The organism is Rania fehmarnensis, assembly GCF_056494185.1.
In genome coordinates this window covers 9,334,194-9,357,046 of record NZ_CM151398.1, presented here as the reverse complement: position 1 = coordinate 9,357,046, position 22,853 = coordinate 9,334,194, and the positions used below count along the sequence as shown (strand labels likewise).

13 protein-coding genes are annotated in these 22,853 nt (G+C 55.4%); 5 read left to right on the top strand and 8 right to left on the bottom strand.

Annotated features, from left to right (window positions below; translation table 11 throughout):
* Positions 1 to 79: 79 nt before the first annotated feature.
* A complete protein-coding gene (locus tag SH573x_RS31620; protein ID WP_479352230.1) occupies positions 80 to 1,258 on the bottom strand; it encodes a cysteine desulfurase family protein in 1,179 nt (392 codons plus the stop codon).
* A 2-nt stretch (positions 1,259 to 1,260) separates the two neighbouring features.
* The gene (locus tag SH573x_RS31615) at positions 1,261 to 1,986 is read right to left on the bottom strand and encodes a hypothetical protein (RefSeq protein ID WP_479352229.1); all 726 of its coding nucleotides are present in this window, start codon (positions 1,984 to 1,986) and stop codon (positions 1,261 to 1,263) included.
* Between the two features lie 133 nt (positions 1,987 to 2,119).
* On the opposite strand from SH573x_RS31615, the gene scpB reads away from it, so the two are divergent.
* From scpB to hemA, 3 genes are all read left to right on the top strand, one after another.
* On the top strand, positions 2,120 to 3,274 hold the full coding sequence (gene scpB / locus SH573x_RS31610) for an SMC-Scp complex subunit ScpB (RefSeq protein ID WP_479352228.1): 1,155 nt from the start codon (positions 2,120 to 2,122) through the stop codon (positions 3,272 to 3,274).
* Positions 3,275 to 3,450: 176 nt separating this feature from the next.
* The gene (locus SH573x_RS31605) at positions 3,451 to 4,332 is read left to right on the top strand and encodes a hypothetical protein (protein ID WP_479352227.1); all 882 of its coding nucleotides are present in this window, start codon (positions 3,451 to 3,453) and stop codon (positions 4,330 to 4,332) included.
* Positions 4,320 to 5,624, top strand: coding sequence for a glutamyl-tRNA reductase (gene hemA, locus SH573x_RS31600; protein ID WP_479352226.1), 1,305 nt, complete (start codon positions 4,320 to 4,322; stop codon positions 5,622 to 5,624). The genes SH573x_RS31605 and hemA overlap by 13 nt, the downstream gene beginning before the upstream one ends.
* A gap of 281 nt (positions 5,625 to 5,905) precedes the next feature.
* Here the strand turns inward: hemA and SH573x_RS31595 are convergent, their stop codons facing one another.
* The 6 genes from SH573x_RS31595 to SH573x_RS31570 form a co-directional block, all read right to left on the bottom strand.
* On the bottom strand, positions 5,906 to 6,346 hold the full coding sequence (locus SH573x_RS31595; protein WP_479352225.1) for a hypothetical protein: 441 nt from the start codon (positions 6,344 to 6,346) through the stop codon (positions 5,906 to 5,908).
* A 774-nt stretch (positions 6,347 to 7,120) separates the two neighbouring features.
* Positions 7,121 to 9,406 carry an exo-beta-N-acetylmuramidase NamZ domain-containing protein gene (locus SH573x_RS31590; protein ID WP_479352224.1) on the bottom strand — a complete coding sequence of 762 codons (2,286 nt, stop codon included), beginning with the start codon at positions 9,404 to 9,406 and terminating at the stop codon, positions 7,121 to 7,123.
* A gap of 1,325 nt (positions 9,407 to 10,731) precedes the next feature.
* Positions 10,732 to 12,099, bottom strand: a complete 1,368-nt coding sequence (locus SH573x_RS31585; protein ID WP_479352223.1) for an outer membrane beta-barrel protein — start codon at positions 12,097 to 12,099, stop codon at positions 10,732 to 10,734.
* An 803-nt stretch (positions 12,100 to 12,902) separates the two neighbouring features.
* The gene (locus SH573x_RS31580) at positions 12,903 to 13,829 is read right to left on the bottom strand and encodes an ABC transporter ATP-binding protein (protein ID WP_479352222.1); all 927 of its coding nucleotides are present in this window, start codon (positions 13,827 to 13,829) and stop codon (positions 12,903 to 12,905) included.
* A gap of 25 nt (positions 13,830 to 13,854) precedes the next feature.
* A complete protein-coding gene (locus SH573x_RS31575; protein ID WP_479352221.1) occupies positions 13,855 to 16,464 on the bottom strand; it encodes a hypothetical protein in 2,610 nt (869 codons plus the stop codon).
* A 223-nt stretch (positions 16,465 to 16,687) separates the two neighbouring features.
* Positions 16,688 to 20,167, bottom strand: coding sequence for a PVC-type heme-binding CxxCH protein (locus SH573x_RS31570; RefSeq protein ID WP_479352220.1), 3,480 nt, complete (start codon positions 20,165 to 20,167; stop codon positions 16,688 to 16,690).
* 121 nt (positions 20,168 to 20,288) lie between these two features.
* Between SH573x_RS31570 and SH573x_RS31565 the strand changes: the two genes are divergently transcribed.
* The gene (locus tag SH573x_RS31565) at positions 20,289 to 20,966 is read left to right on the top strand and encodes a hypothetical protein (RefSeq protein WP_479352219.1); all 678 of its coding nucleotides are present in this window, start codon (positions 20,289 to 20,291) and stop codon (positions 20,964 to 20,966) included.
* On the top strand, positions 20,948 to 22,360 hold the full coding sequence (locus tag SH573x_RS31560) for a vacuolar protein sorting-associated family 26 protein (RefSeq protein ID WP_479352218.1): 1,413 nt from the start codon (positions 20,948 to 20,950) through the stop codon (positions 22,358 to 22,360). Before SH573x_RS31565 ends, SH573x_RS31560 begins: the two co-directional genes overlap by 19 nt.
* Positions 22,361 to 22,853: the final 493 nt, after the last annotated feature.

The following is a 22,853-nucleotide window of genomic DNA, read 5'->3' as shown; positions in this document are numbered from 1 at the left end:
CAATGCGAATCCCGTCCGATATCTCACCGTGACCTAAACACTGTGACATAAATATTGTGGTCAAGATTTACTCGGGTGACTATTTTGTTTTGGAAAAAATGTTGGCAATCCGCTCAACGGCCGAGCAGATCTCAGTTTGTGTCGTCAGATGGCTGAAGCTGAAACGGATGGCTCCAGCTACCCAGTCGGCCGGCAGCCCCATAGCAGTCAGCACATGCGAAGGTTGGCTACTGCCCGAGGCACAGGCGCTACCAGAACTACAGTGAATCCCAGCCAAATCGAGTGCCATCAGCAACGCCTGGCGATCCCAGCCAGGGAAAGCCACAGCGGAGATATGCGGCAGGCGCGGTGCCTGGCCGGCAATTACGTGGGCGGCCGGCACTGTCTGGCATAGCCGCTGTTCAAACTGAAGGCGCAGGTTGTTCAACAACTCGATATCCCCGGAGGAGCGTCTAGCTTCAGCCAATTCGCAAGCCGCAGCCAGGGCGGAAGTCATGAGCACCGACTCGGTGCCGGGCCGAATACCCAACTGCTGACCACCTCCGTAGAGCATGGGCTGAGGCTTGGCCGAGGACCGCACGATAAAAGCCCCCACACCCACCGGCCCGTGCAATTTGTGACCGCTGATCGTCAGCGCATCGACCATGGGCAATAGTGCAGGTACGTCGACTTTGCCAAAGGCTTGAACGGCGTCGGTATGCAACTTGGCCTGGAAGCGGCGACACAGACCGGAAATTCGAGGAATGTCAGCCAAAACACCGGTTTCATTATTACCGATCATGATGCTCACCAGCGACTTCCTCTGCCGGCCAGCTTGCTCGCTCAACAATTGTTCAAGCGCATCGATGTTCGGCAAACCGGTCAGCGGCTCGACCGGCAAGAGCAGCGTCCATGGAGACAGCTCCGGATCCAACTGCGCCGGTGTCAAAACGCTGGGATGTTCGGTAGCCGCCACGATTAAAGGGTCTTCACGGCCCCGTAGTGAGCGCAGGGCAAGATTGTTGGCTTCTGTGCCACCGCTAGTGATGACGATGTGCCAAGCCTGCCAAAGGGCATAGCCGTGAGAGCCTGGTCCCAAGCAAATCGTCTTGATGCGATCCTTGGCATCTTCCAGTTGTGTCAGAGCGCGGCGGCCGGCGGCATGCAGACTGGCCGGATTGGCCCAGGGCTGACTGATCAGCTCGGTCATCTGCCGAGCGATGCTCTCATCCAGCGGTGTCGTGGCCGCGTAGTCCAGATAGATTGACTGACCAGTCATATTTATGTGCTCGGACCAAGCAACTGCTGCAGCTCTTTGGAATTGGGATCATACAGCAAACCCAATTTAGCAGCCCGAGCAGCGGCTTCCGGCTGGCCCGCAGTTGCTTGAGCCCGGGCTTCATCGATGGTCACTTGCACCATAATCGTGTTGAGGGCTGCGCGCAATTTGACCGGGTCGGTTTCTACGCGGGCAGCTTCGAAGAGTTCGGGTAACTGGTCGTAGCGTGGCAAATGAACGCAGTCTCGCACAGCAGCCCACAGGATGGGAGCCGCTTGAGGATGGTCCGAGGTCCACATGGCCCAATAGGGTTGCGAGTTTATATCAGTGGCTTCTAAGTAATCGAGCAGTACTTGGGCGTTACCCGTGGTGAAGGCTGAACCGCGGTAGAGCGATACCAAATCCCAACGATCGAGTTGAGGAGCGAGGCTGCCACCGGCAATATGCGGGGCGATGATAGGATTTAGTTTATAGTCGACTTCATGGTATATGCCGGTAACCTGGAGGCCGGTGATTGGCTCTCTGGTAAAGGAGAAAGTGCGTGTGGACCAAGACAAAGCGCTGAACTCCTTGCCCGAGACGCTGCCGAAGAAGGCTAATAGCATCAGCAAAAATAATCCTAACCCAATCAGGATTAGTAAGATCGCCAAAAAGATCTTCCAGAAGGCGGTGTTCTTTTTGCCGGACGGTTGCCCGCTCTGAAGGACTGCCGTAGCATCACTACTCATAGTGGCGATTCTTTACTGAAGCTAAGCAGAAGTGGGATAGGCGGCTAAAGCCTGTTAACCTGTGGCCGTCCAGCGACCGACGGAGTAGATACAACAACCAGTATAGACTACGAGTATAGGTGGTACGGCCAACATGCAACCATGGAAACCGGCGGGCAATCTGCAACCGGCCTTAAGAAACTGGGTAAATATTTCATCTACCCCAGTTTCCCAGTCTGCTCGGTTTTTTATACACTTTTTGTCGACCGACTCCGAGGTGGCGAGCGTAGCTGAGGAGCCAGCGGTCAGCCAGGCAGAGAAACTGCAAGTGGTGGAGGCCGTGCTGCTGGTATCGAAGGATCCGCTCTCCAGCCGTAAGTTAGCGCAAGTAGCTGGCTTGGCGGATGCTACGGAAGCGCGTACACTGGTCCGACTTTTGAACCACCGCTACGATAGCAGAGGTCGAGTATTTCGAATCGAAGAAGTGGCAGGAGGATTCTGCTTACTGACGCGACCGCAGTTCGCGCCCTGGCTGAGGCGAATGCGGCATGTACCAGGGGAACAACGATTGACTCAATCGGCTATGGAAACCTTAGCGATTGTGGCTTACCGACAACCGGTACCACGGGCGGACATCGAAGCCATTCGGGGTGTTAGTTGCGGCGAATTGTTAAAACAGTTAATGGAACGCGATTTGGTAAGAATTTGTGGGCGTAGCGAAGATCTGGGTCGACCGTATCTTTACGGGACAACTCGGAACTTTTTACAAATGTTTGGTTTGAGAAGTGCCGATCGGTTACCCCGGTCGGAATGGATCAACGCGCCAACCGGCATAGCGCCCTCGGTCAACGTAACAAACATCTCAGAACCTTCTATCGAACATGACTCAGGGACAGGCACAGACGCAAAGGAGTCCACGGTGAAACAGAGTTTTTCGGTTGCTACTCTTCTTGAAGATTCGGTCGCTCAGGCCGACGAGCTGTTGCTCGGCGCGCCATTCATCCGCGCTGTAGATGATGATGACGACGAATTCTTCGATGACGACGAAGAAGATGATTTCGATGACGACGAGGAAGACGACCTCGAGGATGAGGAAGATGACTTGGAAGAGGATGAAGAGGACGTCGAGGGTGAGGAACTAGACGAAGAGGAAGCATTCGAAGACGAAGACGACGAATGGGAAGAAGTCGACGACGAAGAGGAAGAAGATACTGAAGACGACGAGGAATGGGACGACGAAGAAGACGAAGACTGGGATGACGACGATGACGACGTCGAGGAAGACGAAGAAGACGAGGATTGGGACTAGTAGAGACCGCCGGCGTCTTTGCTCAATGGTATTTTGGTAGCCGATCTCGCCAGAGATTGGATGTGACATAGGGTACCCCCGGACTCCATTCCCAGCCATCCAACTGACAAGCATCATCCATGGCCAGTCTTTCACCCTTGAAAGACTGGCCTTTTTCCTTCAGAGATTAGTGTGCCATGACCTTTGGCGTCACAGTTTGGTGCTTTGTACTCAGCTACTTCATCGTAGCCGTGCTCGAGTATTCGCGCCCCCTGTTTGCCTTTCGTGCTCGCCCATACCTGATCATCGGGTGGATGGTTCTGGGTTGGCTGACACACACGATGTTCCTGGCTGACCGCATGTGGTTGGACATGCAAGCCCAAGGTGTGTTGGCTTCGTGGTATCAGTGGGCGCTCTTGGTGGCCTGGGGCATCGCTACGCTCTATATCGTATTATTGCTACGGAGATCCGATAACGCCCTGGGCACCTTCATGTTGCCACTGTTGATGGGGTGCATAGCGCTGGCCTTTTTATGGAAGAATGCCGAACCATTTCAGCGCGAGGCTGCGATCAGTCTCTGGGGACGTATTCACGGATTCAGCTTGTTGGTCGGTACGCTGAGCATCACCTTCGGACTGGGCACGGGCCTGATGTACCTGGTGCAGTCTTATCGGCTGAAACACAAACTGAAAACGGTTCGCAGCTTTCGACTGCCATCGCTGGAGTACTTGCAGTCGCTCAATCGCATGAGCCTGTTTGTTAGCTGCGCTATGCTGACTGCGGGTTTACTCTCAGGCATCGTGCTGAATCTCAATCAAGACGGGCACATTGCCTGGTTGAGCGCGGGCATACTAACACCCTTTGCCCTGTGCGCTTGGTCGGTGATGGCGGTGATCTTGGAATTGACCACCTATCGACCAATCGGTGGCAAACGCACAGCCTATTTGACTTTGGCAAACTTCATCTTCTTGGCCGTGGTGCTGGGTTACTTTTTTATGGCGCCGCACCAGCGTACTGAAACCTCGACGCTCGATCCTGACAGGGCTGATCAAGGAGCGATCATCGCATGCATTGGTTGATGATCGGGTGCAGCCATCATCGAACACCGCTGGAGTTGCGAGAGAAGCTGGCATTCCCGTCGCACAAAGTCTCTGAAGCGCTCATGCAGTTTTCACAGCAGGCGCCCGAGGCGGAGGCCGTGCTGCTCAGTACCTGTAACCGCGTCGAATTCTATGCGGCCGCCGACGCTGCCGAAACACTACCGACCAAAGATGCGGTCACTCAATTTCTAGCCAACTATCATGGGCTGGTCGCGGGTGATATCGGACCGCAGTTGATCGAGCTGCACGGCGAGCAAGCGATCAAACATCTGTTCTCGGTCGCGGCCAGCCTGGACAGCATGATCGTCGGCGAAGCTCAAATACTTTCGCAAGTCAAACAGGCCTACGAGATCGCCTCGGCCAGCCAACGCACCGGCGTGCTGACCAATAGCGTCTTCCAACGAGCGGCCTACGTGGCTAAGCGTGTCCAGAACGAAACCTCAATCCATCGCCGCCGCATCAGCGTCCCCAGCGTGGCTGTCAGCGAAATAGCATCCGAGTTCTTCGAGCGCTTCGATGATAAACGTATCGTGCTGGTCGGTGCGGGCGAGATGGGCCAAGAGACCTTGCGTTACTTGATCGACGCGGGCGCTCATCACATTACAATCGTTAACCGCAATCCCGAACGAGCCAAGGAGTTGGCGGCCGAGTTTCAATCTGGCCCCGCCGGCAACTTTGATATTCGCGTCGCGTCTTGGAGTGAACTGGATCAACATTTGATCTCTGCCGATTTAGTGGTCTCAACCACCAGTGCCACCGAACCGATTGTCACGCTGGATATGTTTCGTGGCATTTGGCAAAAGCGTTCCGCGCGACCTCTGCTGATCCTCGACCTGGCTGTGCCGCGAGACTTTGATTCCAGGATCAGCGAGCTATCCGAAGTTTATCTCTACAGTGTCGATGACTTGCAGCAAGTCTGCGATCGCAATATTCAGTTGCGCCGCGCCGAATGGCCCAAAGCCGAACGGATCATCGACGAAGAGACCAAGAAGTTTTTAGGCGAGATGGTCCATCGCGGTACCGGCTCGACCATCCAGCGCTTGCGCGAACAGGCCGATAAGACTCGCGAAGAAGAGTTATCGCGCTTGCTGAATCGGTTGCAAGCGCATGGCACTGACGAATACACGGAGAAAGAAGTCCGTCAATCCTTCGAACGCCTGGTCAACAAACTCCTCCACCCTCCCCTGCAAGCTCTGCGCGAGCAAGCCGATCAACCTCATCATCATGCCACTCTGCTTGATTCGCTCCGTCGATTGTTCAAACTAGACTAAGCCGAGGGCGCTAGCCGGCGCTAGCCCCGGTTATCTTCGGCCCCACCGAGCTCGTCTCGGTGGACCGATGACTGATTGGCTAGGTCGTCAGGCCCTAGCCCACCAGTCGAGCTTCCACCGACACAAGGTCGGTGGAGAGCAACTCGCGCATAGTTTATGCGTAAAGTATTTGACCGGCCTGAAGGGCCGATACAACCTCTGCCGGTCGCCGTAAGGCACCGGCAGGCCGGCGGCGCAAACGTCGGCACTTTCCTGGTAATTCTGGGATGAGTGTAGGCCAGTTATCGCTTTAGATTTCGTTTCAATGTCAATCGTGCAAAAGGTGAAGCCTTCTCGGACTTGTCAACGTTATCGATTTCCCACGTCCAAGTTTCGCTCGCACGGTCGTATTTGAAAGTGTTGTGAATGCCGCTCCCATCGGCGGATTTCCAAACGAAAGGGATCCGGTCTCCATCTGGTTTTCCATGGCCAACTCCTTCAGGTGCAAAATTGGTCGTGGCCGTGTTGTCTAGCCACATCACCACATACTCAGCGTTTTCTTTGTCCCATGCGATGTGTATCCACGCTTCGTATTCCGGCTGTCCGTCGGCATCCTTCTCGCGTGAGACTTCGTGGATTCGCAAATACTGGCGCTTTAGAATGCAGTCGACATTGACGTCATGTGTCACCTCTTTATCGTCGATGGTTCCCGTCATTACCCATTCGCCACTCATTTTGTCCATGAGGAAGTCAGATCTCGGCGTCGCGGAGTCCTGGGCATGAACGATGGGTGAAGAGAGAGGTATCGACGTTAATACTAGAAAGGTGCACGATAATGAAAGTACGTGTTGGCATACTCGTTGAGTCATTAGAAAGGCTGACCTCTGTTGAAGGGAGTTCTCAGTTATGTCAAGCGGACGAACGGCGGAGATCACCCAGTCGCCGCCAAGAGACTTTGCGTTGAGGAAATGCCCGATCGGCAACTCGGGTGCATTTTTGGGTTCGCATCACCATTTCGTTTCTGTCGAGCAAGGCTCCCATGCGTTGAGTAAAGCATTGTATCAAGGTTTGAGTTGTCTGTCGCTTCAATAACAAAAGGTAACCACGGCCTTCTCCTGCACCGCAGCACTCTGAAGGAACTTGATAAAGCGCGTTCGCAGAGTCTTTCGCCATTTCTCCGAAACCTGTTCAGTACCCTTCGAAAACTTTTCGAACTCGCCTTGCACCTCTTTCGGGGTCAGGTAACTGATGCAGGGGAACCTTCCGCAGTCCTTCCGTGTAATGCGACCCATCACCAACTCCAACGCGGCCTGTTCTGTCGACAACTCATCGTCACTTTCGCTCCAGTCCCCAAGCCACCCAAGGCAGCTCATTTTGGTTTTCGGGTACAGATTCTCGATGAGTAACGGGGCCGCCGCCAATCGACATTGATTTGAAATTCAGCGTTACCGGCGGCCGGAGTTAACGTCACGAACATCCAGTAACCGCGGCTAATAACGCCGTCGGCTTAGTGACACTCAATCGTACAACAGCACAGCTGCCCGACGTTTTAAGAACTCGTTTAGACCAGCTTCGTTTTCGCGCATGATGTCTTCGTACTTGGCTCCGCTGGCGGCCAGGTCGCTGAACTTTTTGTTGACCATCAGCACATCCAGCTTGCTGCTGTCCCAACTCTCCTTGTGCAGTTCCACCAGGCCGCGGGCTACCGTCAGTCCCAGCGCCAGGGCATCGAACTGAGCCATATCGGTAATGACAAACTGAACCCCTGAGCACTCCTGGCCGCTGTGCTTGCTGGCATCAGGTGTTATCTTGCGCGGCACTGCCAAAACGCCAGGCAGCTTCTGAGCGTTCAACCAGAGCGCCAATTTCTGCCCATCCATCCATGGCGCGCCGATCCATTGGAACGGTCGATCGGTGCCGCGACCGACCGAGATGTTGGTCATCTCCAATAGTCCAATACCCGGATACAACATGGCAGCTTCGAGCGTGCGCATGTTGGGTGATGGATTGAGCCACCATAATCCTGTACTGGCAAACGAATCACTGTGCTTCCAACCGCGCACTGGAATGACTGTAGGTTGCATATCCAGCTTGCCTTCGCGGGCGAACATCAAACACAATTCACCCACCGTCATGCCGTGCTGAACAGGCAACTCATGGCAAGCCACAAACGTCGAGCGATCCGGATCACGCATCGGCCCGGCTACGCGTCCACCAATGGGATTAATACGATCCAGAACCATGAATTCCTTGTGCTGCTCGGCACAGGCTTCCAGGCAGTTCTTCATGGTGGCGATGTAAGTGTAAAACCGCGTGCCGATATCTTGGATGTCGTATACCAACACATCAATTTGCTCGAGCTGTTCAGGTTTGGGTTTGCGCGTCTCGCCATACAGACTATAGATAGGCACATTCAGTGAACTATCGCGCGAGTCACCGATCTTGTTCACATCCAGCTTGCCTTCGATACCGTGTTCGGGACTGAATAGCGCGGTCAGTTTGACGTTGGGTGAATTGGAGAGTAGCGAGAGCGTGGTTTTTCCACTGGCATCAATGCCGGTCTGGTTGGTGACCAGACCCACACGCTTGCCGACCAGGTCTCGGAAATCGCGGGCGGCCAGGACGTCGATACCATTCATTACCGGCGCGTCTGAAGCGGTCTGGTGTTTGGCCTCTTTGATTTGTTTCACTGCCAGCGTTGCAATGTTGCCGGCCAACTTATTGACGTTGCCCTTGCCGTCGGGATGCAGACGATTGCTGAGAAACACAAAGAACAAATTCTGATCGGGATCAATCCACAGGACGGTGCCGGTAAAGCCACCGTGACCGAAGGCGGCGCTTGATAGTTCACGGCCGCCGTTGTAACTGTAGCCACTGTGGTGATCCCAACCGCGCGTCCGCGAGACCGGTCCGAACTCATCGCGCGTCTCAATCACATAGGGTCGTGTCATGTGCCAATAGATGTCCGATCGCAGAAAGACCTGGCCATCGGCGAGGCGCCCTTGGCGGAGCATCATTTGCGCATACTGCGAGAGGTCATCGAGCGTCGAAAACAAACCGGCATGGCCAGCGATACCGTTCAAAAGTGCGGCTCGAGGATCATGCACGCGACCGCGCAGCATCTGACCGTCGACCTTTTCCGTGGGGGCAATGCGAGCAGCCAGCTCTTCCCTGGGCACGTAGCCAGAATCCTGCATGCCCAGCGGCTTGAAGATGCGCTCAGCTGAAAAATCTTTTAGCGATTGACCACTGATGGTTTCAACGATTTTGCCGAGTAGTAAAAAGCTGACGTCGCTATAAGCGAACTTCTGCCCCGGTGTGGAGAGAATCTTCATCTTCATCAACCGTCGCCAGGCTTCATCAGGGCCCGACTGATAGTCAGCCAGAGCATTGTCCGGAATCAAACCACCAGAATGTGTCAGCAAATGCCAGACGCGTAAATCATCGCGACCTTCGCCGGTAAAGTCCGGCAAGTAGTCGGTCACGCGTGCATTGAGATCCAAGCGACCATCTTGAACCAGCAGCATGGCGCTGGTGGCCGTGGCCACCGGCTTGGTGATCGAAGCCATATCGAAAACTGTATCGAGCGTCATGGGTTCCTGAGTTGGTTCCACAGCCCGATGGCCGTAGGTTTCGCGCAAGACCCACTGCCCGTCATGCCACAGAGCGACGATTGCGCCCGGTAAATCCCCAGCCTCGATGGCGGCTTGGACCATTTGCTGGACGTCGCTTTTCAAATCGCCACCGCGACTGGGGGAAACCAATGTGGCCAGGGCCAGCAGACAAGCAAATAGATATCGCAAGTTTGTAGTATCCAATTCTCTGTGCCCCGATGAATTTAGGCTGGTAAAGTTTTCCGGTCAGCTAAAGAGTACGTCCAACCAAATTTTCTTTCAACCTAAAAATGTACTACGTCGATAACCACCGGAGTCGAGTCACAGCATACGATTGGCTGAACGCCGATCGAGGTTACTCGCTGCCGGGTTGTTATCAATCTTTATTCACCATAGCCAAGAGATGACGACGGCAAACGACAGGAAGTTTCAGCGCACGCTGGAAAGTCGTTTGAGGTAGCTAGCGAGTAGTTGCTGATTGACGGAACAGAAAAATAGTCTGGCCAGGAATTCGGCCGGACTGGGAACGCGCAGGGACGACGCTGTAAGAAAGAAATTTCGAAAGCGCAGGATTCTAATTATGTTGTCCCTCGAATGGTTCCATGCCATGCTTGGCGCGGTCTTCGTTGGCGTTTGGATTATGGTCGGCCAGATCGTAGCCATGGATCGCTCGTGATCGCTCAACCCGTAGACGCCGGGCGAGGCGCACCTGCTAACCACGGCTTGCGATTACGTGAGCATCCTCGTTTAACCCGTAGCCGCTAGGCGAGGCGCACCTGCTAACCACAGCTTGCTATTACGTGAGCGTCCTCGTTTAACCCGTAGCCGTCAGGCGAGGCGCACCTGCTAACCACAGCTTGCGTTTACCTGAGCGTCCTCGTTTAACCCGTAGCCGTCAGGCGAGGCGCACCTGCTAACCACAGCTTGCGTTTACCTGAGCGTCCTCGTTTAACCCGTAGCCGTCAGGCGAGGCGCACCTGCTAACCACAAGCTTGCGTTTACCTGAGCGTCCTCGTTTAACCCGTAGCCGCTAGGCGAGGCGCACCTGCTAACCACAGCTTGCGTTTACCTGAGCGTCCTCGTTTAACCCGTAGCCGTCAGGCGAGGCGCACCTGCTAACCACAGCTTGCGTTTACCTGAGCGTTTGTTGGCTTAAGGCGATCACGTGTTATGGACGTGCGCTATTTGTTCCTACTCGAACTCGAACTCGAAAAATCTGCGAGTAGGAGTACGAGTAGACCCTTGGCAATTTAATAGTTAATAGCTGTACGATCTTCACAGCTAGCGATTACCTGAGCATTTGCGTGCTTAATCCAAAGACTTTGCACTGAGTATGCACATCTTCGATTGCCTCGCCTTCGGCTACGGGTTAAACGAGGTGGCCGTCGGGACTATGCCACAATTACACAGGCTGGAAGCCTATGCCACACACGAAAAAACCGGCTGGGCGATCTTGCGATCGGCCCAGCCGGCTTAAAGTTTTTCAAGGGAACTTCGTTCAGGCGGTCACCGACTTAGAACGTGAAGACCATGTCGGTACCGAACGAAGTCTGGCTTGGTAGCGGCAGACCGTCGTTGGGGCTGATCTCGTTGTAGCCGAACGATTCCTTGTCCCATACCCAGCGAACTTCTGGACGGAAGGTCAGGTTGGCGTTGGGTTTGTAGTTCACACCAAACGTTTGATTGTAGTTGTCAACGTTGTGGACCGTGTTGTTGGTCAGGTTGAACCATTCCGAACGGCTACCCAACGACCACTTGTCGTTCAGTGAGTAGATGAAGTAGTTGATCATACCGAACGTATTGCGGACAACGTCTTGATTGGCGTTGTGCGTGTTCAGGTAGTCGATCTGATAGATGTGGCTCAGCTTGTCGCTCAGCGAAGTGGTGAGGATCGCGCTGTGGATCTGACCACGTTCGCCAAAGTTGGCGCTGGCACTGTCGTCGTTGAAGCGACCCAAGGCATTGGTGTAGATCAACGAGGTCGAATCGGTCAGCTTGCGCTTGAAACCGCTGATGTACGAATCGCCGTTGTCTTCAAAGCCGCTGTCCCAACCCATAACGTAGCCGTTCCAAAGCACCGTGTCTTCGTCGACGTTGTAGGTCGACAGAATACCGGTGTGAGTGAAAGGCTCAGCGTTGTAGAAGGTGAATTGACGGCTGTAGAAGAAGTTACCGGTCGCTTGAACCACTTCGTTACCAATGATGGTGAAGAAGTGGCCCATCTTGATCGACAGGTCGCCCATGGCCACTTCGCCGTACAATTGAGGAATAGCGTGGCCATAAGCGCCACCATTATCCCACGAATTGTCCCAGTGACGATTGGCGATACCGAAAGATTGAGTGTCAGGAGCATCGGTACCGTACAGGTAGTCGATGCGTGCACCGAAGCCCAGGCCTTCGCTGCCATCAGCTACCTTTTCGGCATACAACCACTGCTGTTGCAACTGAACGCGGTCAGCATAGTTGTTGAAGTTGAGGTTGTTGTTCGCGGTGTGGTAACCAACGTTCGACCAACCGCCAATATTGAAACCCAGCACTGGGCACTGGAACAGTTTCCATGCTTCGCTGCCAGCGGCATCGCAAGCATCGTCACAGGAAATGCTGCCCGTGCCGATGTCGCAGCTGCTGGAGCAAGCTGCTGGAGCAATGTAGCTCATCGAAGGATCAACACTCGGAGTCGAGTGGTTTGAGCCACTGACGATCGGTGCTGGTGTGCCTTCGTCGGCAGCAGGTGCCTGATCGCTGGGCGACTGAGTGTAATAATTCGAATAACCAGTCGAGCGATAAGTAGTCGCTCGTGCATCTCGCACCTGCGCGTCTGCAAAGCTGCCCATTAAGGAGCTCGCAATCGCGGCAGCAAATGCTAGCCTTGAAAGTTTCATTTTTCCATCCTTGAAAAACACTTTTGGATTCAGGAGTAGGCCCCGACGGACCAGAGCTCCGGGCACCGCACGCACCGGAGCCCACTAGTCACACAGGCAATCCAAGACCGCCGTTATGGATCCGAGCCGAACTCCGTCGCCTCGCACCTGTGTCAATGCTGTGCGTATGTATCGGTGCGACAGATGCAACTCTTTGAGCACGAATACGTTGGTGGCACAAATGAGTCTTAATCAGATTTTTAGGCGCCGGTAAAATTTATCGAATTTATGCATTTGAAGGCGCTCCAAGAATGCTAGCTAAACCGAGGGCGTTAGCCCTTGGAGTGCGGTGCCCGCGGCACCGCTTTGATGTAAGTAAAGTCTCATGCCGCAGCTTGAGTCACCCTGAACGCCGGCATCACCAAGTGCATGCAGGCTGCGGTACAGTCGGGTTAGGACATCAAAGCTGTGGCTAACGCCACAGCACTCCATATGGAGTGCGGTGCCATCCGGCACCGCTTTGATGTAAGTAAAGTCTCATGCCGCAGCTTGAGTCACCCTGAACGCCGGCATCACCAAGTGCGTGCAGGCTGCGGTACAGTCGGGTTAGGACATCAAAGCTGTGGCTAACGCCACAGCACTCCATATGGAGTGCGGTGCCATCTGGCACCGCTTTGATGTAAGTAAAGTCTCATGCCGCAGCTTGAGTCACCCTGAACGCCGGCATCACCAAGTGCGTGCAGGCTGCGGTACGGTTGGGTTAGGACATCAAAGCTACGGCTAACGCCACAGCACTCCAAAAAACCGAGGCTGACGCCTACGGCTTAGGTGACCAGGCCTTTGGTGACCATCATGAACACGTCCTCCAACGTCGGCTCTTTGTCGTTGAAGCTGCGCATGGGGATGCCCTGCTGTACCAGGTACTGCATGATCTGGGCGATGCGATCGTCCTCAGCTTCCATCTCTACGACCACGCGGTTACCTTCGATGTCGATCGAGCGCAATTCGGGACATGAACGCAGGATGGAAACCCCCGCTTCGGCTTTATCGATGAACCGAATATCGAGCGTGCGGTTGCGGCGAAGCTGACGATAGACCGATTCGATTGGGCCATGCATCAGCAATTGACCACGTTCGATAATCCCGATCGAAGTACAGCAGTCGGCCAGTTCCGACAGAATGTGACTGCTGATCAAAATCGTCTTGCCCATCCGCCGCAGCTCTTTCAGCAAGGCTTTTACCTCGATGCGGGCACGAGGATCCAAGCCGCTGGTCGGTTCGTCCAGAATCAGTACCGGTGGATCATGCACCAGCGTCTTGGCTAAACACAACCGCTGCTTCATCCCGCGCGACAGACCGTTGACGTAATCCTCGCGTTTGTGCGACAAATCCAGCAACTCCAACACATCGACGATCACTTGCTTGCGCTGCGAACGACCGATCTTGTAGGCTACGGCAAAGAAGTCCAGGAACTCCCAGACTTTCATACCGTCATACACCCCGAAATCGTCGGGCATGTAACCGATGCTGCGGCGCACGGCTAGCGGATCTTTATTGACGCTGTGACCATTGACGGTCGCATCCCCGCGCGACGCCTTCAGCAGCGTGGCCAGGTACCGAATCGTGGTACTCTTGCCCGCCCCATTGGGACCGATGAAGCCGAACATTTCGCCCGCTTCGATCTTCAGGGACAAGTTGCCCACGGCGGTAAAATCACCGTAGTCCTTGCCGAATTCGTACAGTTCAATCATGTGAATTTTCTATCGAGGGGGAGGACTATCTTTCGTCGGGAAATTCATCTTTTAAAGTGCTGTCTTCGATGACGTTTGGCAGCCGGCCAATGACGGCCGTATCGCGAGTAATCGGAGTCCAATCGGCTGGATGCAAGTGAGCCATCACCAGGCAGCGCGTATCCAGCCGGCCATCGTTGGGCTCGGTCTCCATCTTACCTGGTCGGTCATCGGTATAACCAAACAATCTGACTTGCCCGTTGACCAGCGGCACAGAGTCGAGCATCTCCGACAATGGACCACCCACTAACAGCTCATTGGCTTTCGCCCTGGATTCAGCTTCCGTGTCGGTCTGAGTCTCTTCATCTTCAATCGAGGGATGGCGCGTGGTCGCGGATTTATTCCAGTACTCCCAAGGCGTGTCGAGCGTAGCCGTAGCGAACCGCGCGGTGCGCGAGCCGTCATCGGGCATATCGCCAATCCACGCAAACTCAATTCCGTTGGCGGCGGATTTACGAATCACACCGCAGCTCTTTAACTTCAAGCCCGTAGTATTCTTCAGCGCAGCCACCTGCGGATCGCTGGCATCAGGGATGCCATACAGCAAACCGCCCGCCAGGCCGACCATCTGCTCGGCATGCAACATCTCGAGTGAATTGGAACGCACGTTGACCGGTTCCAAGCGAATACCTGCCGAGGTGCCGTATTTCGCACCAATGACTTGCATGCCCGCACCAATGCGCTTGGCCCCTTGGGTTACATTGCCAAAGGGCAGAGCTACGCTGCCGCGCTCAGGGAATTCGAGCGCATAAGGTGTCGAGAGCGAAGTATACAAAGCCGTGTAAGTGGTCACGTGACCGCGCGGATATTCACCTTGTAACTCCAGCAATCCAATCTCGGTGGTCCGCCGCGCAAAACCAATGTCCAGGCGAGCCACTCGCGTGACCACCAGCACACCAGCAATCGCCAAGATGGGCGCCACGACCCAAGCTAGTTCTAGTCGCCCCAGCAGACGAAAAACCAGCCAGTTCAGCGGCACCAGGATCGCCAGGTAAGCACCGATCAGCGTGATGATCGTCGAGCGCGAAGGCAACACGATGCCAGCAGCGTTGCGCAGGGTGGACAAGGCGCTGAAGGCAAACCCAGAAGTATCGGACCAGGCGCAACCATTGGGCGCCCACTGAATATGTTCCGGAGCCGCGGCACCATAACGGCCGAACTGTACCGGTGGGTCTGGTTCGCCAGGAGCCATCAGGTTCCGCGAATTGACGCGACGCTGAATGTCTTCGGTGCTACGCTGTGCGAACTCTTCAGCCACTTCGGACTTTTTGGCGCCCAGTGGCATATCTCGCGACGCGATCCGCAACTGCGAGTTGAACAGCGGATTCTTGCTCTCACGTTGATACGGAGCAGACCACAATTGAATCAGCGATGATTCGCCTTGCAGTTTGGCTACGTCGCGGGCCGGTCGTCTGAGCAGCCCCGTAGAGAAGAAACTCGAATAATACTTCCACCGATACAGCCGCTGTTCGCGCAGCGGAAAACTGGTCATGACAATCCGCCCGCGGCCCACGGCTTTCTCAGCCACCAGCTCTTTGGTGTGAGGCAACCAGGCACCACCGGTGGCCAACTGCATGCTCAGGCCAGCCACCTTGGCACCGACAATTTGCAGAGGCTCTTGAGGCTGACCAGCTCGATCGGGCACAACCCAGTGATTCAAGCCATCCAAATCCTCTGTACCCAACTCCTTCGATTCGGCACTCTGCACGGGGATATAGGGACTGAGAAAACTGTTCTGCAAGCGTGACCAACTGCCAGGTCCGCTGATAATTAATTGTCCTCCCCAGTGCAACCAATCGACCAGCGCCGTCTTTTGATCTTCAGACAAATCATCCGGTGCCAGGTCATCCCACACAATCACGGCCATCGCCGTCATCGTTAGCAGCGATGTAGGCAACTCGATCTTACCTTCCTTGCTGCCGCATAAGATGACGCGATAACTGCGAGTGCGTTCTTCTTGAGCTAAATCGCTACCCCGCCACAGCACTGTATCAGTGGCCGACAGGAATGCATACTCTTGTGGCCGAGGTGAGACAACGGTCAACAAGAATTCACCGTAGCTGAGCTCGGCCGTAGAAAACGGCTCTTGCGTAATTGGCGTCAACAGTGAACGCGACAACAAACTGCTACGCAAGCGCAAGGCGGTCGACACGGGATTAAATTGATCAACCGCAACGGTGGTCGTCGGTACGAAATACTGCAGATCGATCGTCTTGGTTTGTCCTTTGGGCAGGACCGTCGCCCGGGTAAACTCGGTGGATATACTGGTGAAAGGGATATTCATCACGCGGTCTTGGCCACGTAACACATCGCCCGTAGCAATGACTTGCAAGTCTTCGCGATTACTTTTTACTTGCCGAACCGTTTCAACCCAATGTCCAGGTTTGGCCGTCGCAATCTTGATCTCGGTGTCAGCCGGTAATGTCAACAGCGGCGAAGTAACTAAAGCTTCCTTCTGCTCCTTGGCTTTCTTCTCCAATTCTTCGCGCGTCAGTTTCTCTGTATCGCTGCGCAGACAACCTCGACAGCCCACACTGGTTACAAGGCACAACATGCCAACTATCCACAGAGGCAACCAGGTCCAACAGGATTTCATCGCTTATTACCCGTGAGTTGAATATCGAGAGCACCCCAGCATTTTAACGTGATTTGAAGACCACAGGCGCGCGAGCGGCCGATAAAAAGCCGTATGCCGGTAGAGGTAGCGGAAGCCGTCAAGGCTTTCGATTCAGGGCCGGGACCGAAATGCTTGACGCATTCCGCTACGAGCTGGGATCGAAATGCTTGACGCATTCCGCTACGAGTACAAACGCAATCCGTTAGCGCACGATACAGCCGAAACTGGGCGCGACCTCTTTGACGCGCAAACCCAAGACAAACCGATGTGCACCGGCACCTAACTGAAGGGCTTCGTCGGGAGCGGGCAATTTGCGGGGGCGACCATCGACCCACAGCGAAACCGCTTCACCACCAGCGGTCATCTCTAAATGCACCTGCGCCGATTGCTGCAAATCGACATCAAAGCGCACGAAGGCCATCGTGGGCAGGTCGCGAAAGAGCTGAAAGGTCGGCAACTCGGCGATCGGCAAGCGGCCCGATACCAGGCTGGTGATCGGTGCCCAGATCAGTTCCGGAGGACTGGTGGCAACCGTATCGAGACTGGTGCGATTGATCATTTGCGTGGCTGCGGGTGTATTGGTCAGCATCGACCAACTGCGAATGCGCGGCACGGTATCGATCGTATACTTGGGCGACTTGCCAAGCTCGATCAAGAACCGGGTCAGGTCCACCAGCTCCTGTTCCTTCAGCGCATCGACCAAACCGGCAGGCATCAGCGAGCGACCATTCTGAACCGATTCGATCGCCTCGGTGGCCAGCGTCTTGAGCGTGCCGTCGGCCAACAGCAATTGCAGCTGGGCATCGGTCTTCGCTTTCTGCAAACCGCTGATCACCTGCCCATCATCGGTTAGCACAGCCAACGTTTGAAAGCCTTCTTTCAACTTGGCGTTGGGATCGATCAACGATTGCAGAATGTACTCAGGCGTCGAACTGCCACCCAGGCTGACGAGGTTGGGACCAATCGTGCCTCCGGCGGTGCCGATCGCATGACAGCGCACGCATTGCAATTGCCCTTGACGATAGACCGCTTCGCCGCGGGCCGGGTCACCACTGGTATAAGCCTTTTCGATAATTTGCTTGGCCCAGTTGTCCGACCATTTCCAACCCTGCGCAGCCAGACCGGTGGCCGTCATGACTTCGTTCAGCAGTACATCATCGCTGCCGGGCGCATTGCGCAGGGCAGCTACTAAGATGCGCGCGCCATCGGCTTGCCACGTGGGCTGTTCGTGTCTGATGAACTTCCTCAATGCTTCGATGCCCGCTGGTCTGGCGACCAGGGCATTGGCCACCGCTTCGCCATCGCTCAGCTTGTCCGCATCGATCGTGGCCAGAAACGCCAGCGTGGCTCGCGTGGCCTGTTCGGTATCGAACACATGCAGCGCAGACAGAGCTGCAGCCCGTATAGCGCTCTCGGCGGTAACATCTTCGGCCAGTTGACGCACGCGCATGCGCCCTGCATCCTCTGGAATGCGGGCCAGCGCCAGCAAAGCACGCGGCAGCAACGCGCGATCAGGCGCGTCTGGGGCCACGTCTAACCAACGCACGACCAGCGACCCACAGGCCGAGCATTGCCACTGTCCGCTCAGGTCAATTAGCCCTGCCGCATATGCCTGTTGGCCGGCCGCGGGACCGCGCGTATCCGCAGGCAAGCGGTCCAGCAGCGACTGCAAAGCAGTAGCCAGCAGCGGTTCGCTCCGATCAGGTTTTAGATTGCGAGCTGCGGTCACGCGGGCCAATGTTTCCAAGTGCCCTGCCCTGGCTGAATCGCTCAGCATGGTAGCTGGGCCCAGAATCCACTCCAGTAAATCGCTCAGGCCACTGGCATCGGCTTTCTCGGCGACCAGTTCGACCACCGAACCAGAAACGCTCTGGGCCGTGGTTCCGGAGCGCAGCAAATCCAATAATGGACCGGCGATCGCCGATTGCGTCGCCGCGTCGGCCAACAGTCGCAGTTTGGCAAGATCGTTGCGTACATCCAATTGGCCTTCGCTCAATTGCTTCATCCATAAAGTTTCGGTTGCCCGCACCGCATTCCAGAGAGCGAACTTCAGAAACTGATCCTGGGCAGGCCGAGAGGCCACTGCCAGAAGTGGCTCGACGCAGGCGGGCAACTGCAGCTGCCCCAAACCCGTGACGGCTTCCAACACTACCTGGTCATCTGGATCGCTGGCCGCTAGCGTCAGCCACTCGATTGCAGAAGGCAGTTGTGAATGCAAACGACTGATCGTGCGCACAGCGATGGCACGAATCTGCGGTTCATCATCTTGACGCAATTGATCGACCAACTGAATAACATCATCATCCACTTGCCGCGCACTTAGCTTGACCCACAGACTTTCCAGGCGTCGCAGCGAACGCTGGTCAGCTCGACGGGCTCGATCGATGTATTCAGCCAGAGCCGCATCGCGCTTGCTGCGTTGCCGGGTGGCCAGTTCCATCCGCGCGAACTGACGTACCCACAGGGCCGAGTCATGCAGCAAGTTACATAGGGCTTCTTCTTTCAGTTGGTCATAGCGCGGCGGAACCAACGGCGTCTTGCCCTTGGCGGTGATTCTCCAAATGCGACCATGCTCGGTGTCGCGCCGGGGGTCGCGAAAATCGACTTCGCCGTGCTGAATGATCGGGTTGTACCAATCGGCTACATAGATGGCACCATCGGGACCCATCTTGACATCGATTGGTCGAAAGGCGACGTGCTGTGTGCGAATGAGTTCCGGCAACTGAGCGCTGCGATAGCCACTGCCCTGCCGCGCAAGCTCGAATACACACACGCGATGCGAACGAAAGTCGTTGGTGATCATGCGGCCTTGCATCTCGGCCGGCATCGCATCGCCGCTGATGATTTCCAAGCCGCAATGTTTGGGGCTGCCTGGATTCAAACCGGCCAGCCAACGCGTCGCGCCCGGATGAAACACAAAGACCGATTCGGGAAAAGCATAATTGACGCCTTCATAGTAGGCACCGTCGGTTACAAACGATTGACCAAAGCCGTCGATCGCATGTCCCCAAGGATTAACGAAGCCTTTGGCGAAGATCTGCAACTGCGTCGTCGTCGGATCAAATCGCCAGATGCCACCGCCGTCCAGTCGCTTGATACCGTAAGGCGTCTCTATGTGACTGTGAATGTAGATCGATTGATTCAAATGCATCCAACCATCTGGCGCCCAACGCAACGTATGCAACAGATGGTGCGTGTCTTCGGTACCAAAACCGCTCAGGATCGTGCGTCGCTTGTCGGCTCGGCCATCTCCGTCGGTGTCCTGCAGATGAATCAGTTCGGTACTATTGGCTACATAAACGCCACCATCGCCCGGTAACACGCCGGTGGGTATCAACAGGTTATCTGCGAAGACCGTGTGATTATCCGCTACGCCATCGCGATTGCGATCTTCGAGCACCACAACTTGATCGGTCGGTGGCGCGCCGGGTTGGATGTGGGGATAGTTGCGACTGCTAGCGATCCACAAGCGTCCTTTTTCATCAAAGTTCATGTGGATTGGCTTGGCGAACATCGGATCCGACGCGTATAGATTGACTTCGAATCCGTCGCCAACTTGCATGGCAGCTTGTTCGGCCACCGGGTCCGGCTCGGGAATATCGCGCAAGTCGCGCTGCGCCCACAGCGCAGAGTTTAGGCAGATTAGAATCAGCAGCGTAACGAATCGGATAGGAAGCGGCATTATGATCGTAGGCCCATACGAAGTGGTAGAGACCGGGTTATTCTAACGAGCGACCACAGCGTCGACGTAATCGTTGGGCAAAAAATGCCAGAGCCTGGCAGGACTAGGGACCTGCGGAATTATGAATCACTCGCCATTTGCGCGTTATCACCTGTATCGCAATCCGTTCGGCGAACTGACACGTCAGGAGCGAGCCCAACTGGCGGTCGTCGACATCGAACCCTGGGTCGAGTGGCTACATGGACCAAGCAATCGTCCAGCCCGTCATGGTCGCGTGCTGCAAATCATTGGACCCTGCGGCCATGGCAAGAGCACTCACCTGCTCGCCCTCCAGCAAGCCATCTTGACCCGCAGCATGAATGCAGAGTGCCGTTATGTCTATTTCCCTGAAGATGGCACACAACCTCAGCTGCCGCGCACTCGGCCGTTGTTGGTCGATGAAGCCCAGCGCATGAGTTGGTGGCGTCGTCGGCAACTGCTGCGCGTCCCAGGGGCGGTGGTGTTGGGTACCCATGTCGATCTGACCCGAGCCTGTCGGCGCGCGGGATATGAAGTGAAGTCACTCGATCTGAGCCAGCCACTTTCTCCACAACGGTTGCAGCGCGTATTCAATCTTCGCATACTAGCTAGCCTTGAGCGCCCGGCACCTGCTCAGTGGCATCCGCTGTGCCTCTCGCTCGCTCAGGTGGTGGCTCTGCAGCAGCGATTCGGTTCCAATGTGCGGCTCATCGAGCAGTACCTCTACGTCGCGTTCCAAAGCTTTGCTGAAAAAGGTGAGCCATGGCTGCCTGCCAATTGAGAATCAAGTTGGATGATTACGACCCGCGTAGCGGCGGCGCGCCGCTCTCGGGCAGCGTGATCGTTAATGCCGAGAAAGAAACCAACTGCAAAGGTCTGGTGGTCCGGACCCTCTGGAGCACGCACGGACAGGGCAATGTGGATACCGGCCAGGTCGCCGAGCAAACGCTCTTTCAAGGCACCTGGCAAGCTGGTCAAGAATACAGCTATCCATTTAAACTAGAGACAGCCAGCTGGCCACCAACCTACTACGGTTCCTACTTGAACGTTGGGCACTACGTATCGGCCCAAGCCAAGTTGTCATGGGCCATCGATCCCAAAACGCAAGTCGAATATCGCGTGATCGCCCTGGATGCTCCGGCCGATTTGAAACCAACCACGGCAGCCGCCAAGCCGACGGGTATTGTCGTAGGCGCGGTGGTGGTCGTAGTGGTGGCCATCTTCGCCTTTCTATTTTCGCCGATCGTCTTGTTCCTGGCGATCGTGGGTGGTCCGATTGCGGGGCTGGTCTACTTGTTCAAAGTCGTGTTACCCAAACGCGTAACTGGTCCGGTAACCTGTGCCTTGAAATCGCCCAAAGTGCATGCCGGTAACCCGGTCGAAGCCAATTTGACCTTCACGCCCGCTAAGAACTCGACAATCAATGGTATCGAATGGACCGTGCGGTGCGCAGAAGAATGCGTTTCGGGATCAGGCAGCAATCGCAAGACGCACACCAATCAACTCTTTCAACAAACGCTTCGCAGTGCAGAGACATTGAATCTGACGGCTGGTCAGAAGCAATCGTTCGATTTCAGTTTCCCGATCGCCAACACCGCCGCCCCATCGCTCAAGTTCACCGATAATAAAGTGCAATGGACCGTGAAGTGCCGGATCGACATACCTAAATGGCCTGACTGGACCAAGACGCTGGAAGTTGTGGTGGTCCCCGACCCAAAGATACCCCTGGGGACTCAAGCCGGCATTTATGACTACGACGAAGACGAAGATGCCGACGAACCACCCATGATTGCTCCCGCGGTCGCTTCACCTGCCAAGACCGCGGCCGACGACGCGTGGTTGCGTCAGGTGCTCGTACAGATCCAACAATCTCAACACGATGCCGATCAACTGTCGATGGTGTTGGAAGCGGTGGCCGATTTTGAGTTTCCAGTCACGCTGACCATCGAAGAAGAAATCGACACTCCCGAGTTTTCTGAAGAAGCCGAGTTTGGTCATTGGGATGGAGCCGAGTGGTGGAGCGGATTCCTGCCGTCTCACAATATCGATGTGGCCATCGCCTGGCCCGATGGTACACCCAATCACGTCACCGAAGGCTCAACGTGGTCCGGCAAGGTCAGCATCATCGGCTACAACGTAGAGAACAAGAGCGTGCTGCTGGGGGCCAACACGTAGGCGAGTCTCTCCGAGACTCGCAAGCTAAAGCATCGACTGATGACGGTCTAAAGCATTGGACAAAAGAATCGCGGCGGACAATCTATGGCGGTGATGCAACCGAGTCTCGGAGAGAGACTCGGATACATGGGCGAGTCTCCGAGACTCGCAAGCTAATGGATCGGCCGACGATGGTCTAATGCGTTGGACAAAAGAATTGCGGCGGACAATCTATGGCGTTGATGCAACCGAGTCTCGGAGAGACTCGGCTACGTGGATGAGTCTCTCCGAGACTCGCAAGCTAAAGCATCGACTGACGACGGTCTAAAGCATTGGACAAAAGAATCGCGGCGGACAATCTATGGCGGTGATGCAACCGAGTCTCGGAGAGAGACTCGGATACATGGGCGAGTCTCCGAGACTCGCAAGCTAATGGATCGGCCGACGATGGTCTAATGCGTTGGACAAAAGAATTGCGGCGGACAATCTATGGCGTTGATGCAACCGAGTCTCG